This is a genomic window from Microvirga soli, from assembly GCF_016734765.1.
In the GTDB taxonomy this organism is placed as follows: domain Bacteria; phylum Pseudomonadota; class Alphaproteobacteria; order Rhizobiales; family Beijerinckiaceae; genus Microvirga; species Microvirga soli.
This window is the reverse complement of the sequence record NZ_JAERQE010000012.1, coordinates 108,580-121,919: the sequence shown is the minus strand read 5'-3', so window position 1 is coordinate 121,919 and position 13,340 is coordinate 108,580. Positions and strand designations below refer to the sequence as shown.

The window sequence follows — 13,340 nt, the reverse complement described above, 5'->3', positions numbered from 1 at the left end:
GCTTCAGAGCACTGCTCCTGAGCGTAACGATCAGGATAACCTCCTCAAGTTTTTCAGTAGGCTGCGGTAGGTACAGCAGGTGCCGGGACAGCTTCGCCCTTGAGGGCGCCGAGCCACTCGGAGGCGCGGCTCGTCATCATGGCGATATCGGAAGCCACCGCCACATAGCTGTAGCCATATCCGATAAAGCGGCGCACCATATCCGGATTGGGACCGACGATGCCAACCGGCTTGCCGGCTTTCTTGGCCGTCCTGGCGGCCTTCTCGATCAGCGCCTGAACATCCGCATGTGCGATGTTGCCGATATGGCCCATGGCTGCGGCGAGGTCGCCCGGTCCGACGAACAGGGCATCAACTCCTGGAACGGCAGCGATCTCCGGCAGCCGCTCGAGCGCCTCCGGCGTTTCAAGCTGGACAATCACTGCCATCTGATCGTTGGCGCGCTTGAGATAATCCGCCGCGCGGCCGAACCGCGATCCGCGATGCACGGCGGCAACGCCGCGCACGCCCTCCGGAGGGTACTTCGCGAACGAGACGGCCTGACGGGCTTCTTCGGCGGTTTGAACGAAAGGCAACATGATCGTCTGAGCGCCCGCATCGAGCACGCGCTTCACGAGCACCTGATCGTTCCAGGCGAGCCGCACCACCGCATCGGCCGGCGTACAGCCAATAGCGCGCAGGATATGGGCCAGATCAGACACTTCGATTGGCACGTGCTCCATATCGACAACCAAAAAGTCGAAGCCGCTGTAGCCCATGGCCTCGGCAGTCGCAGGAGCTGCCGCCATGAGCCAAGTGCCGAGCGGCGGCTTAGGACCTTGCCCTTTCAGCCAGCCTTTGAAGCGATTCTCGATGCTGATCATGATGATGCTTTCAGAAGATTGACGGCTCAGCCACGAGGCCGCGCGTGGACAGGAAGTCGAAATCGCAGCCTTCATCGGCTTGTGAGACGTGGCGCTGGTAGAGGGCCGCAAAGGAGCGCTCGTACCGCAGCGCTCCCGGCTTCCACTCGGCGCGGCGGCGTTCCAGCTCCTCTGCGTCGACCCGCATATCGAGGCGTCCGGCCTCTACATCGAGTTCCACGAGATCTCCCGTCTTAAGGAGCCCAAGAGGTCCGCCTATCGCCGCTTCCGGCGCCACGTGCAGGAGGCAGGTGCCGTAATGGGTGCCGCTCATGCGTCCATCGCAAATGCGCACCATGTCGCGCACACCCTGTTTCAGCAACTTCTTAGGGATCGGTAGATTGCCCCACTCAGGCATGCCTGGTGCGCCGACCGGACCGGCATTGCGCAGGACGATGACTGTGTCCTCGGTAATATCGAGATCGGGATCGTCGATGGTGCGGTTCATTTCGGCAGGACTGTCGAAGACCAGCGCAGGCCCGACATGCTTTAGAAATTTTGGATTGGCAGCCGAAGATTTCATGACGGCGCCATTTGGAGCAAGGTTGCCGCGCAGAACGGCCAGCGTCTTGCCACGAGAGAGCGGCACGACCGGATTGTCCTCGCCCCGAATAACTTCATCGTTCCAGCATTCTGCTTCGGCGATGTTCTCACCCAGCGTCTTGCCGTTGACAGTCATAGCGTCGCGATCAAGATGCCGTTCCAGCTTTTTGAGCTGCGCCAGAATCCCGCCAGCGAAGTAGAAATCCTCCATCAGGTATTCGCCCGACGGAAAGAGATTGGCGCAAACGGGCACATGGCCTGCCATGTCAGACATGTCGTCGAGGTTGAGATCAACGCCGGCCCGGCGCGCCATGGCAATCAGGTGAACGGCGGCATTGGTCGAGCCGCCAAGGGCCATGTAGGCGACAAGACCGTTGCGGAAGCTGCTTGCATAGAGGAAGCGGGAGGGTTTGAAATCCTCCCAGATCATCTCGATGATGCGCTCGCCGCAGGCCGAGGCCATACGCGGGTGTCCGCTGTCGGCGGCCGGAATCGAGGATGCGCCTGGGAGCGTGAGGCCCATGGCATCTACGATGGACGTCATGGTGGAGGCTGTGCCCATAGTGTTGCAGGTGCCGATGGAGCGGGTCATCCGGCTCTCGAGATCGACCCAGTCGTCCTGCGTGATGGTGCCGGCGCGGAGTTCGTCCCAATATTTCTTTGTGTGAGTACCGGCTCCAGTCTTGTGTCCGCGCCATTGACCGTTCGACATGGGTCCTGCCGGGCAGTAGATCACCGGAATGTCCATGCTGATCGCCCCCATGAGGAGGCCAGGCGTGGACTTGTCGCAGCCGCCCAGCAGCACGGCACCGTCGATAGGATGGGAGCGCAGGAGCTCCTCAACTTCCATGGCCAAGAAGTTGCGGTAGAGCATGGTGGTGGGTTTCACCATCACCTCACCGACCGACAGGGCCGGCAATTCCACAGGATAGCCTCCTGCCTGCCAGACGCCGCGCTTCACTGCCTCTGCGCGGTCGCGCAGGTGGGAGTGGCAGGGGCTCAGATCGCTCCAGGTATTGACGATGGCCACAACAGGCTTTCCGAGGAATTCCTCTCGGCGCATGCCCATCTGCTGCGTACGCTGGCGATGCGCGAAGCCGCGCATGTCGTCGGATGCGAACCAGCGCTGACTCCGCAGCTCTCCGATTGATCGGCTTGTCATCTTGAAAGATCCTTATCCCTTGATGCCGCCGGAGGTCAGGCCGGACACGACGCGCTCCTGGAAGATCACGATCAGGACAGCGACCGGCACGATGCCGACGACCAGGGCCGCGGAGATTACTGGCCAGGGGAATGCGAACTCGCCCTGATAGAGCGTGATGCCGACCGGGAGCGTGCGCAGGGCTGGGTTGGAGTTGAAAGACAACGCGAGCAGGAACTCGTCCCAGGCGTTCACGAAAGCCAGGATGCCCGCTGTGAACACGCCTGGCGCGGAGAGCGGCACCACGACTTTGAACAATGCGCCTATGCGGGTGCAGCCATCGATCATCGCGGAATTCTCAAGATCGCGCGGAATGCCCTCGAAGAAGGACACCAGGATCAGGGTGCAGACCGGCAGGCTCAGCACCGTATAGGGCAGGATCAGGGCCACCCAGGTGTTGAGCAGGCCAAGAGCCCGCATGATCTCGAAGAGCGGCACCAGCAGCGTAACGAGGGGGAATGTCGACACCGCGATGATAGCCGACAAGATAAGATCCCGCCCACGCAACTGAAGCCGCGCCAGCGCATAGGCGGCGAGCACGGATATGAAGAGAGTCAACGCAGTGGAGAGGATCGCCACCATGAAGCTGTTGAACAGGAACAGCAGCAGGGGTTGGTCCGTGAAGGCGCGCAGGTAGTTAGCGATGGTCGGCGCATGCGGCAGCCAGGTGATCGGCTTCACGGTGAGCTCTGCTTCCGTCTTGAGTGACGTGAACAGGATCCACAGCGCCGGGAACATGCCGTTCACAACCAGGATGAAGCCGATCAGGATGCGCAGCGGCTTGCCGGAGAATAGCGAGCGGTTGGCGTTCGTATCGTGGCTCATGGCTATTACCCCTTGGCCCGGATCATGCGCAGGTAAACCGCCGTCACGCCCATAGAGAGGACGAACATGACGACCGCGAGCGCCGAGCCGTAGCCGAGATCGAGGAAGTCGACTGTGTTCTGGTGGATGTACATGGCAAGCGTCGCGGTAGAGGTGCCTGGGCCGCCGCGTGTCATCGTGAACGGGATATCGAAAGTCTGAAGCGCCGTGATGGTGCGGAAGATCAGGGCCACGACAATGGCGGGCTTTAGCAACGGCAGCGTGATCTCGAAGAACTGCCTGAGGCGCCCTGCCCCGTCAACGTCCGCCGCCTCGTAGAGGGAGCGCGGAATGGTCTGGAGACCGGCAAGGATGATGAGCGCCATGAAGGACGAGGTTTTCCAGATGATCGTGAGGCAGATCGCAGCGAAGGCCCAGTTGGCGGAGTTGAACCAGATTACCCCCTCGATGCCGATGCGGCGCAGCACGTCGTTCACCACGCCGTATTCGGAATGGAAGAACCACGCGAAGATCAGACCTGCGAAGGAGAGCGGCAGAGCCCAGGGGATCAGAAGCGACAGGCGAACCGGCCATTTCACGTTGAACGGAAGGTTTGCCATCAGGGCGAGTGCAAGGCCGACGAACAGCGCGCCCGGAACGGTGATGAGCGTAATGAGAATAGTGTTCCAGGTCGTCTCCCAGAACACCGGATCCTCCAGCATGAGACTGTAATTCTCAAGTCCGGCGAAGGCTGCCGGCACGCCGGAGGTTAGAGACAGGTTCTGGAAGCTCGTCCAGATCAGGCGACAAACCGGGTAGACGATGATGAGCGTCAGCAGGAGCGCTGCCGGCATCAGCAGCAGCACGGCCAAAGTGCGCTCGCTCGGATCGAGGAACCGCGTCCACCATTTGGTGCCGCTCTCGTTGTGCGTGTTCACCAGGGTCGTTTCGCTGGCCGTTGCCATTGTGATCATCCTGCCCGGTTGCAAAGTCGGGGTGACGGACGCCCGAAGGCGTCCGTCAGATGGGTCTTAGCGGAGTACGCGGCGCAGACGACCTTCCATCTGCGCAGCACCTTCCTCAGGGGTCGATTGGCCTGCCAGAACGCCGTTGACGGTTGTGCGGATGATCTCGCTCACCTCGTTGTAGCGCGGCGTCACGGGGCGCGCCTTCGCTGTCTCGACAACAGGCTTGGCATTCGCGAACCACGGCACGGCCTTGGTCACGTCTGCATCCGTGTAGACCTCAGGGAATTGCGGCAGCAGCGCTGCGTTGATCGCCATGAACTCCGAAACGTCCGGGCTCGACAGATACTGAACGAACTTCTGCGCCTCAGTCTTGTTGTTGGAATAGGCTGACACGCCCCACTCCCAGCCGCCCAGACAGGAGGCCGGCTGGCCGCCCTGAACTGCCGGCAACTTCACAACGCCGACCTTGTCCTTCACGGCGGACTCGGCGCCCTGGAACTGCCCCCAGGCATAGGACCAATTCACGGCAAAGAGCACGTTGCCGGCCTGGAACTCCTTACGAGTATCGTCTGTTGCGACTTCCGCGATGTTCTTCTTGGCGACGCCCTGATCGACGAAGTCTTTCCACAGTTTCAGCGACTTCACGGCAGCGTCTTTGTCGAAGGAGAGCTTGCCATCGGAAACGAGTTGCTTGCCCATGCTCCAGTACGGAAGAAGGAAGGTGCAGACCGCGCCCTCGATCGCCTTGCCCTGGAATGATAATCCCTGCAGATTTGCATCCTTCTCGGCCTCAGTGACCTTCTTGGCTGCGACCGCAAGCTCGTCCCAGGTCTGCGGCGGCTGGATGCCGTGTTTCTCGAGTAGGTCCTTACGATAGTAGAGGAACATGGCATCGGCGAAAGCAGGCAGCGCCACAACTTTGCCATCGACCGTGTTGGCCTCGGCATAAGCCGGCAGGTAGCGCTTCATGGAATTGGCAGCATCGCTGCCGAGCACATCATTGAAGGGCACGGTCCAGCCGGCAGCTGCATATTGCGCCGGACGGATCACGTCGAGGATCATGATGTCGAGTGAGGAGTCTTTCGCCGTCATGACCGTATTGAGGTACTGGGACTGCTGCTCGGAGGTGTTGCCGCCGGTTTCAATCGTTACCTTCACGTTCGCGTTCTTGGCTTCGTACATGTCGAAGGCCTTGCGCCATACGTCGGGGCGGTGCTGGCTAGACACGAAAACCCGCAGGTTGGTCTGCGCCGTTGCCACAGAGGCAGACAGAGTCACGGCTGCACCCGCTAGAAGCAATGTCATGGTCTTGTTCAAAGTCATCGTTTCCTCCGTGGAAGTTTGATGATGCCGGTTCCTGCCAGCACCTTTTGTTGACCTGCGCCTTTTCAGGCGATGGCCCGTTCCGTCACCGCATCGAACAAGTGGATCCGCGAAGGATCCACACCGATGGAGAGGTTCTCGCCAGGGCTAGGCCGCATCTCGGGCGCGACGCGCGCAGTGAGCGTGGACGAGCCGAGGGCGAAGTGGATAAGCGTGTCGGAGCCTAGCGGCTCGACGACCTGCACCCGACCTGAAAGGGCGTGGCCCTCGCTAGCCGGTCCGAAATGTTCCGGGCGTATGCCAACTACGACCTCACGCCCTTCAAGGCCATCGGCCTTACCGGCCGAGCGGCTCTGAAGCGGAATGCCGGCTCCACCGTCGAATATCACCTGCCCGCTGCGGATCGTACCCTTGGCGAAATTCATTGCAGGCGAGCCGATGAAGCCGCCAACGAAGACGCTGGCTGGTGAGTTGTAAACTTCATCCGGGGTGCCGACCTGCTCGATCTCGCCGCCTTTGAGGATCACGATGCGGTCGGCGAGCGTCATCGCCTCCACCTGATCGTGCGTCACGTAGATGATAGTGGTGCCGATGGCCTGATGGAGACGCTTGATCTCCGTGCGGACCTGACCGCGCAGCTTGGCATCCAGATTGGAGAGCGGCTCGTCGAACAGGAACACCTGGGGACGGCGAACAATGGCACGCCCCATGGCAACGCGCTGGCGTTGGCCGCCGGAGAGTTGAGAGGGCTTGCGGTCGAGAAGCTGCGTGATGCCGAGCATCTCGGCCGCCTGAGTGATACGCGGCTTGATCTCGGCCGATGGAATCCCGCGCACCTTCAGGCTGAAGGCCATGTTCTCATAAACGGTCTTGTGCGGGTAAAGCGCGTAATCCTGGAACACCATGGCGATGTCGCGCTCGCGAGGCGGAAGCTTATTCACCACGTTCTCGCCGATGCGGATCTCGCCACCGCTGATGCTTTCAAGTCCAGCAAGCATGCGCAGAGTCGTCGACTTGCCACATCCAGATGGGCCCACCAGCACCACGAACTCGCGATCGGCAATTTCCAGGTCGATGCCCTTTACGATCCGCAGCGCACCGTAATTCTTCTCAAGCTTGCGGAAGCTGACAGATGACATGCTCCCTCCCTGTTGCTTTGCGGCGCACTCAATCCCGGCACACCTGCACATATGCCCTGTGACGAATCTCAGGTTCTCGGCTCAATATACCCATCATAGCGCTACGATGGACATCGCGCAAGCGGCTTTCAGAGGGAGGCCGAACCCCACGAAAAGCGGTTATTGCGCTCTATTACGGTACATTTCCTTTGATTATAGTCTCTCAATCACTATATTGACGGAGGCTAGCCCGTCGCAGCGCTACGAAAGAGAAGATTGATGGATACTGGGAGCAGCTTGCAGAACCGCGTCCCCCGCAAGCGGCGCAAGATGCAGCGCGTGACGATGATAGACGTCGCCAAGCTCGCTCAGGTCTCGCCTTCCACCGTGTCGCTCTACCTGCGCAAACCCTCCGCTGTTTCCCCTGCGGCCGGCCAAGAGATCGCCCGCGCAATTTCGACCCTGGGCTACGTTCCCAATCTGGTGGCCGGGGGACTTGCGGCGGCTTCCTCAAAGGTCGTCAGCGTCATCGTACCCTCGATCCGAAACGCCTTCTTTGCCGAGACGGTGTCCACGCTCCAGTCGGAACTGGCGCTGGAAGGCCTGCAGGTGATCCTCGGCCATAGCGAATATGGAGAGGATCAGGAGGAGGCTCTGGTGCGAACTGCCCTCGCCTGGGCTCCGGCAGCCGTGGTTCTGACAGGCCTATCCCACAGCCCAGAGACACGCAAGCTTCTGCAGGCGAGCGGTGTCCCTGTGGTTGAGATGTGGGAAATCGGCGGGAAGCCGGTCGATATGGCCGTGGGGTTCTCGCACCCGCAGGTCGGCGCATCCGCGGCCCGCCATCTCCTGTCCAAAGGACGCCGTTCCATCGCATTTCTCGGTGCCCGTATGCAGGAGGATCATCGTGCAGCCAAGCGCGCGAGCGGTTTTGCCGAAGAGGCAAAACTTGCTGCTGAGCGGACAACCTGCGAGATCATCAATCATCCAGGGGCAGCTACAGTCGAGGCTGGATCGCTGCTGTTGGGCCGCGCCCTCCAACAGGTTCCGAGCCTCGATGGTATCGCCTGCTCCAACGACCTGATTGCCCTAGGTGCCCTGTTCGAATGCCAGCGCCAGGGAATTGCCGTGCCTGACAGAATTGCCGTAGTCGGCTTTGGAGATCTCGATTTCAGCACCTCGTGCATTCCCTCTCTTACGACAATCCGCCCTTCGGGGGACCTGATCGGGAAAGAAGTCGCGCGCCTAATTCTTGCAGGCATTCACGGTGAGCACCCTGCAGGCGCCTCACGCATTATCGACACGGGTCATGTTCTGATCGAGCGGCGGAGCACCTAAGCAGGTCTGAAGCCTCTGCTCGCCTGAAAGACATCTCACAAAGGATGGCCGCACTCCACCTCTGGTGTTCAGGCTTTATCTGCGGCAGCCTGTGCTCGACTTGAAATTAGAGGAGCCGCTCTCATGACCAATCACCTGATTGCAGCCCGAGATCATTTCACGGCTCGCCACCCTGAGCAGAGAATCCTGATCAACGGCCGCGAATGGGGATACGTCCAGGCGGGCGATACCGGCCCGGCGCTACTGCTCATTCCAGGAACGCTGGGACGCGGCGACATCTTCTGGCAGCAGATCGAGGCCCTAAAGGACCGCGCCCGCATAGTCGCCGTCACTTATCCCAAGAGCGGCGGCATCGTCGAATGGGCAGATGATCTGGCAGAGCTTTGCAGCAGAATTGGCCATGACCGTGTTACGGTCCTCGGCTCCTCCCTTGGAGGATATCTGGCGCAGTATTTCGCTGCGGCGTATCCGCACCTTGCCGAGAGGCTCATAGCCGCCAACACGCTGCACTCGGTTGCGGGAATTGCGGCCCGGCCACCCTACTCTTCCGATCTCGACAATGCGCCGATCGAGGAGCTCCGCGCCGGGTTCGGTCGTGGCCTCGGCGTCTGGCGGGACGCTCACCCGGAGCAGGCGGAACTGGTCGATCTTCTCATGGCCGAGGTCGGCGGGCGGATCCCGGAGCCGGAACTGCGTGCACGACTCAATGCGCTCAAGCGCGGGCCGGAGTTGCCGCCCCTCAACCTACTGCTGGAAAGCATCGCGACGATCGAGAGTGTCGACGATCCTCTCATTCCATCACTGATGCGCGATGCCGTAAGAACCCGTCTGGAGCCGTCGGTGGCCTATCGTTTCGAATGGGGCGGACACTTCCCCTATGTAGCGCGACCAGATCTCTATGTTTCGCTTCTCGAAGAGCAACTCGATCTGCCGGTCACCCGCGATAGCTGGGGTGACGGAGAGTTGCGCGCCCGATAGCTGTGCCCGGCAACGTCATCGCCCACGCCCTCACGCACGGAGGTGACCAACGGTCAGCTTTGCCCCCGAAAAGACGGCCGGTTCAGGCCGCCAGTCTCGCCTGCTGCATATGAACGATACGACGAACCTCGTCGCCCTCGATCGTCTCATGCTCCAGCAATGCTTCGGTCAAGGCATCAAGTGCATCGCGGTTGTCCTCGATGCAGGCTTTGGCAGCCTCGTACATTTCGTCGATGATGCGCCGGATTTCCTGCTCGACCTCCCGCGGAAGGTTATCGCCCGCACGGGTGACGCGCACCATGCCGATGGCCGGGCTCATCCCCCACTCGGTCACCATTCGGGTCACGATGTTGGTGGCATGCGCAATATCGCTGGCTGCTCCCGTCGTCACTTTCTTCGGCCCGAACACGACCTCCTCGGCCGCGCGGCCGCCCATGGCGACGATAAGATCCGCCTCGAGCTTCTCCACCGGGATGCAGAACCGGTCATGCTCCGGCAAGCGCATGACGAGGCCAAGAGCTTGGCCATGGGGAATGATCGTGGCGCTGTGCACCTGGTCGGAGGCTGGGAGCAGGGTAGCGCAGAGAGCGTGACCCGCCTCGTGCACTGCCACGAGCCGGCGTTCCTCATCCGTAATCACGAGGGAGCGGCGCTCGAGCCCCATGATGATCTTGTTGCGGGCGGCTTCCAGATGCTCGCGGGTCACCTCGGCGACACCCTCACGCGCAGCGAAGATGGCAGCCTCATTCAAGAGGTTGCCGAGATCGGCACCCGAGAAGCCGGGCGTGCCCTTGGCGATGGAGGCAAGGCTCGCCCCGTGGGACAGCTTGATGTTGCGGGCATGGACATTGAGGATTGCCTCGCGGCCGGTGATGTCGGGCAAACCGATATGAACCTGGCGGTCGAAGCGGCCGGGGCGCAGCAGCGCTGCGTCGAGCACGTCAACGCGGTTCGTGGCACCGATAACGATCACGCCGGCCGTGGTGTTGAAGCCGTCCATCTCCACGAGAAGCTGATTCAGGGTGGACTCGAACTCGCGGTCTGCCGCCGATCCCCCGCCCCCACGCTTGCGACCGATGGCATCGATTTCGTCGATGAAGATCAGGCAGGGTGCCTTCTTGCGTGCCTGCTCGAAGAGCTTGGACACCCGACCCTTGGCAATTCCGATCAGCGGTGCTGAGAAGTCGCTTCCTGACACCGCCATGAAGGAAACGCCCGCCTCCCCAGCCAGCGCCTTGGCGATTAGGGTCTTGCCGGTGCCCGGAGGCCCCACCATCAGCAGGCCGCGGGGGATTCGGGCCCCGACCTTGGTGAAGTCATCTGCGTTCTTCAGGAAGGCGATCACCTCCTGCAGTTCAGCCTTGGCCTCTTCCTGCCCAGCCACGTCATCAAACCGGTTCGGGATGCTGCGAACCACCTTGGGCCAGCGGGAGGTCGGCTTGAAATCGGTCTGAATGGCCAGCATGGCGAGCACGGCCAGAACCAGCACGATTGGCACAATTATGCTTGCCATGTGGGCAGGGTCGAAGCCGGGCTTCTTGAAGTCCACCTCGGCGCCGGAGACGGTGATGCGCTCGATATAGTCCGCGCTCACGAGCCCGTTCGGCATGCGCACGAAAACGTTCCTGTCGGCCAGGGAGACGGACAGGCCGCCGCTCTCGATCAGAACCTTCTGAACCTTTTTCTGGGCCAGTTCCCGCACGAACTCCGAATAGGTGATCTCGGCAACCGGCTGAGCCAGGAAGCGGGGAGCAAGGAAAACCGCGACCGCGATCATCAGGGCAAGGATGGCGGCTGAAACAGCCACGCCTTTTTTGGACAGAAGCTGTCTGGCTTTTTCGAGAACGTTGGTCACCGGCGGCGCCCCCATAGCGCAGTTTGTTTTTTGGAGTAGCCGCTGTGTAGTGTATTTTGACGCAGTTCGCAGTACGGCGAATGGGCACACCCAATGAATGGAGGGGGCCGGTCAGTTCAGGAGGTCGCTGTACTCCTTATGGCGTCGGATCCAGGTGAAGGCGTAGCCGCAGAGCGGCGTGATCTTCCGCCCTTCGGAGCGAGCGATTTCCGCAACACCTCGCATGAGCTCGCTGGCAGCCCCGGTCCCTCGCAGGGGAATGGCGGCCTCCACATGCCGGATCACGAGATCGGACCCACGCCGCTCATAGGTCGCGAATGCAATCTGCCCATTGCGCTCCAGCTCGAACCGATGGCGGTCCACATTGTCCCGAATGTCGCTGCTCATGCCTCAACTCACCTGATCAACACTGTCAAAGTCCAACGTGATGCGCCAAGCGGCGTTCCGCAAGCAGCCAAGCTTGAGCTGGCCGCAGGCAGGAACAATCCGGATTGCGGTCTGTTTCGGCATAACCGATAGAAGGGAGAACCAGCCAGGATGCCGACCGTGTTTCTGGATTGCGATGGCGTCCTGGCAGATTTCGACAAGGGTGCCGCCCGAATCTTCGGCATGCCCCCAGCGAAGTACGAACAGAGATTCGGCCTCAAGCGCTTCTGGTCGGAACTTGCCTCAGCAGAGGACTTCTTCAACAGCCTGGAACCCTTGCCCGACGCCAGGGAGCTGTTCGAGGCCGTGAGACACCTTAACCCCGTAATCCTGACAGGTCTGCCCCGCGGCAACTGGGCGGAGCCGCAGAAGCGGCGCTGGGCTAAGCGGCACTTCCCGGCCACCGAGGTGATCACGACGACAGCCGCTCTGAAGCGCGAGCATTGCCGCCCCGGTGACGCATTGGTCGATGATCGGGACAAGTACCGCCATCTCTGGGAGGGTGCCGGCGGCGTCTTCATCCATCACAGGAGCGCAGCTGCCTCGATCCAGCAGTTGCGCGAGCACGGCCTCATCTGAGCTGCGGCTCTTCCAAGGCCATCTTCCCCTCGAGCCCGACCTTCACCCCGGGCCACTCATCCCGGACGATGCTGTAGACCGCGGTGTCGCGGATATGGCCATCGGGCATGATCATATGCTGGCGTAGGATTCCATCGAGCTTGGCTCCAAGGCGCTCGATGGCAGCACGTGACTGGTCATTGAGACGATGGGTTCGCAGCTCAACCGCGTTGCAGCCCAGCACCTCGAAGGCATGCCGCAGCATGAGGAATTTCGCATGGGTGTTGACGAAGGTCCGCTGCCAGGATTTCGCAATCCAAGTGGTTCCGATCTCGACCCGCTTGTTGGCCGCATCGATGTTCATGTATCGGGTCGAGCCGATGACCCGATTGCCGTCATTCACGACCGTTGTGAAGGGGAGCGCAAGGCCAGCCTCCTGCAGTTCCAAGGCCTTCTGCACATAGGCCTCAAATCCTTCCGGACGCGGCACGGTCGTGGTCTTCTTCTCCCAGAGCTCTCCGTCGCTGGCCGCCTCTCCCAAAGCCGGAACGTCGAGGAGGCTTAACGGGCGGAGGGTCAGACGATCCGTCGAGAGGGTCACGGGCTCGATATGCAGCATGGTGAGAGTGCCTTTATCCGATCTGCAGCTTTGTCTCCGATTCAGAGCAAGCCTGCAACGGCCAAGGCACCATCAGGAGACGATCGGTCTCCTGATGCAATAATCGGCCCCCGACGCGATCCGCGTCAGCCCAGCAGGTAAACGATACCGGGCAGGCTCACCGCGAGAGCCACCAGCGCCCAGGCACCCACGGCCGATTCCCACGCAACATTGCCGGTCGCGTTCCGCAATCGCTGCGCGCAGGTCGAGGCGTCCATCGTGCGCCCGCTGAGGCACGAGCAGAGGGCATAATGAGCCTGACCGTCTGAGAGCGCGAAATAGCGCATGGCGTCGCCGAGCCTGTCGCCTGCAAGACCGTCGGCGCGCAGGATCGGATCCTCGTAAGCGACCGTGAGTGGGGAATTGTCCTCGCGGATCAAGGCTCGCTCGGCCGGGGGCTTGTACTCGATCTCACCGAGGGAGTTCAGGGAGCGCTTCGGATCCCTTTCGAGCAGGTCTATCCAACGCTGAAGCCGTTCCTCGCGGGACAAGGGTCTTGGCTGAACGTCAGCTACGCTACGGAGCTGATCAAGATGCTTGTGTTCCATCGATCTCCTCCTTGCCGGAGCATCGAACCCAGAAGTGGATTTGCACCTTTGGGATCCGTCGATGCTCAATGCTCAGACAACCGGATGGCTGAGTGAGATAACCCGATGCTGCGCCTGCCG

The 13,340-nt window shown here is 61.3% G+C and carries 13 protein-coding genes; 3 read left to right on the top strand and 10 right to left on the bottom strand.

All coding sequences use genetic code 11. The features are described from left to right. Window positions 1–53: 53 nt before the first annotated feature. From JKL45_RS13030 to JKL45_RS13005, 6 genes are all read right to left on the bottom strand, one after another. Complete coding sequence (locus tag JKL45_RS13030) at window positions 54–863, bottom strand: HpcH/HpaI aldolase family protein (RefSeq protein ID WP_201861542.1); 810 nt, start codon at window positions 861–863, stop codon at window positions 54–56. Window positions 864–873: 10 nt separating this feature from the next. After that, window positions 874–2,607, bottom strand: coding sequence for an L-arabinonate dehydratase (gene araD, locus JKL45_RS13025; RefSeq protein WP_201861541.1), 1,734 nt, complete (start codon window positions 2,605–2,607; stop codon window positions 874–876). Window positions 2,608–2,619: 12 nt separating this feature from the next. Beyond that, on the bottom strand, window positions 2,620–3,471 hold the full coding sequence (locus JKL45_RS13020; protein WP_201861540.1) for a carbohydrate ABC transporter permease: 852 nt from the start codon (window positions 3,469–3,471) through the stop codon (window positions 2,620–2,622). Window positions 3,472–3,476: 5 nt separating this feature from the next. After that, the gene (locus JKL45_RS13015; protein ID WP_201861539.1) at window positions 3,477–4,415 is read right to left on the bottom strand and encodes a carbohydrate ABC transporter permease; all 939 of its coding nucleotides are present in this window, start codon (window positions 4,413–4,415) and stop codon (window positions 3,477–3,479) included. Window positions 4,416–4,481: 66 nt separating this feature from the next. Beyond that, window positions 4,482–5,741: an ABC transporter substrate-binding protein gene (locus tag JKL45_RS13010; protein WP_201861538.1), complete on the bottom strand. Its 1,260-nt coding sequence runs from the start codon at window positions 5,739–5,741 to the stop codon at window positions 4,482–4,484. Between the two features lie 65 nt (window positions 5,742–5,806). After that, window positions 5,807–6,880 carry an ABC transporter ATP-binding protein gene (locus JKL45_RS13005; protein ID WP_201861537.1) on the bottom strand — a complete coding sequence of 358 codons (1,074 nt, stop codon included), beginning with the start codon at window positions 6,878–6,880 and terminating at the stop codon, window positions 5,807–5,809. 258 nt (window positions 6,881–7,138) lie between these two features. Between JKL45_RS13005 and JKL45_RS13000 the strand changes: the two genes are divergently transcribed. Together JKL45_RS13000 and JKL45_RS12995 are read left to right on the top strand one after the other, a co-directional pair. After that, on the top strand, window positions 7,139–8,197 hold the full coding sequence (locus tag JKL45_RS13000) for a LacI family DNA-binding transcriptional regulator (RefSeq protein ID WP_201861536.1): 1,059 nt from the start codon (window positions 7,139–7,141) through the stop codon (window positions 8,195–8,197). A 123-nt stretch (window positions 8,198–8,320) separates the two neighbouring features. Next, window positions 8,321–9,175: an alpha/beta fold hydrolase gene (locus tag JKL45_RS12995; protein WP_201861535.1), complete on the top strand. Its 855-nt coding sequence runs from the start codon at window positions 8,321–8,323 to the stop codon at window positions 9,173–9,175. Window positions 9,176–9,257: 82 nt separating this feature from the next. Here the strand turns inward: JKL45_RS12995 and ftsH are convergent, their stop codons facing one another. Together ftsH and JKL45_RS12985 are read right to left on the bottom strand one after the other, a co-directional pair. Further along, a complete protein-coding gene (gene ftsH, locus JKL45_RS12990; protein WP_312896955.1) occupies window positions 9,258–11,030 on the bottom strand; it encodes an ATP-dependent zinc metalloprotease FtsH in 1,773 nt (590 codons plus the stop codon). A 111-nt stretch (window positions 11,031–11,141) separates the two neighbouring features. Continuing rightward, window positions 11,142–11,417: a GNAT family N-acetyltransferase gene (locus JKL45_RS12985; protein WP_201861533.1), complete on the bottom strand. Its 276-nt coding sequence runs from the start codon at window positions 11,415–11,417 to the stop codon at window positions 11,142–11,144. A 150-nt stretch (window positions 11,418–11,567) separates the two neighbouring features. Here JKL45_RS12985 and JKL45_RS12980 point away from each other — a divergent pair, with 150 nt between their 5' ends. Next, entirely contained in the window at window positions 11,568–12,035 is a 468-nt protein-coding gene (locus tag JKL45_RS12980) for a 5' nucleotidase, NT5C type (protein ID WP_201861532.1), read from the top strand. Here JKL45_RS12980 and JKL45_RS12975 read toward each other — a convergent pair. Then, window positions 12,028–12,633: a GNAT family N-acetyltransferase gene (locus tag JKL45_RS12975; protein WP_201861531.1), complete on the bottom strand. Its 606-nt coding sequence runs from the start codon at window positions 12,631–12,633 to the stop codon at window positions 12,028–12,030. The two genes, JKL45_RS12980 and JKL45_RS12975, sit on opposite strands and share 8 nt — an antisense overlap. Window positions 12,634–12,758: 125 nt before the next feature. Further along, the gene (locus JKL45_RS12970) at window positions 12,759–13,220 is read right to left on the bottom strand and encodes a hypothetical protein (protein ID WP_201861530.1); all 462 of its coding nucleotides are present in this window, start codon (window positions 13,218–13,220) and stop codon (window positions 12,759–12,761) included. Window positions 13,221–13,340 lie beyond the last annotated feature (120 nt).

Bases quoted from the DNA above. Each gene is read 5' to 3' on its own strand.
- JKL45_RS13030 (WP_201861542.1), bottom strand. From the start codon at position 863: ATGATCAGCATCGAGAATCGCTTCAAAGGCTGGCTGAAAGGGCAAGGT.
- araD (WP_201861541.1), bottom strand. From the start codon at position 2,607: ATGACAAGCCGATCAATCGGAGAGCTGCGGAGTCAGCGCTGGTTCGCA.
- JKL45_RS13020 (WP_201861540.1), bottom strand. From the start codon at position 3,471: ATGAGCCACGATACGAACGCCAACCGCTCGCTATTCTCCGGCAAGCCG.
- JKL45_RS13015 (WP_201861539.1), bottom strand. From the start codon at position 4,415: ATGGCAACGGCCAGCGAAACGACCCTGGTGAACACGCACAACGAGAGC.
- JKL45_RS13010 (WP_201861538.1), bottom strand. From the start codon at position 5,741: ATGACTTTGAACAAGACCATGACATTGCTTCTAGCGGGTGCAGCCGTG.
- JKL45_RS13005 (WP_201861537.1), bottom strand. From the start codon at position 6,880: ATGTCATCTGTCAGCTTCCGCAAGCTTGAGAAGAATTACGGTGCGCTG.
- JKL45_RS13000 (WP_201861536.1), top strand. From the start codon at position 7,139: ATGGATACTGGGAGCAGCTTGCAGAACCGCGTCCCCCGCAAGCGGCGC.
- JKL45_RS12995 (WP_201861535.1), top strand. From the start codon at position 8,321: ATGACCAATCACCTGATTGCAGCCCGAGATCATTTCACGGCTCGCCAC.
- JKL45_RS12985 (WP_201861533.1), bottom strand. From the start codon at position 11,417: ATGAGCAGCGACATTCGGGACAATGTGGACCGCCATCGGTTCGAGCTG.
- JKL45_RS12980 (WP_201861532.1), top strand. From the start codon at position 11,568: ATGCCGACCGTGTTTCTGGATTGCGATGGCGTCCTGGCAGATTTCGAC.
- JKL45_RS12975 (WP_201861531.1), bottom strand. From the start codon at position 12,633: ATGCTGCATATCGAGCCCGTGACCCTCTCGACGGATCGTCTGACCCTC.
- JKL45_RS12970 (WP_201861530.1), bottom strand. From the start codon at position 13,220: ATGGAACACAAGCATCTTGATCAGCTCCGTAGCGTAGCTGACGTTCAG.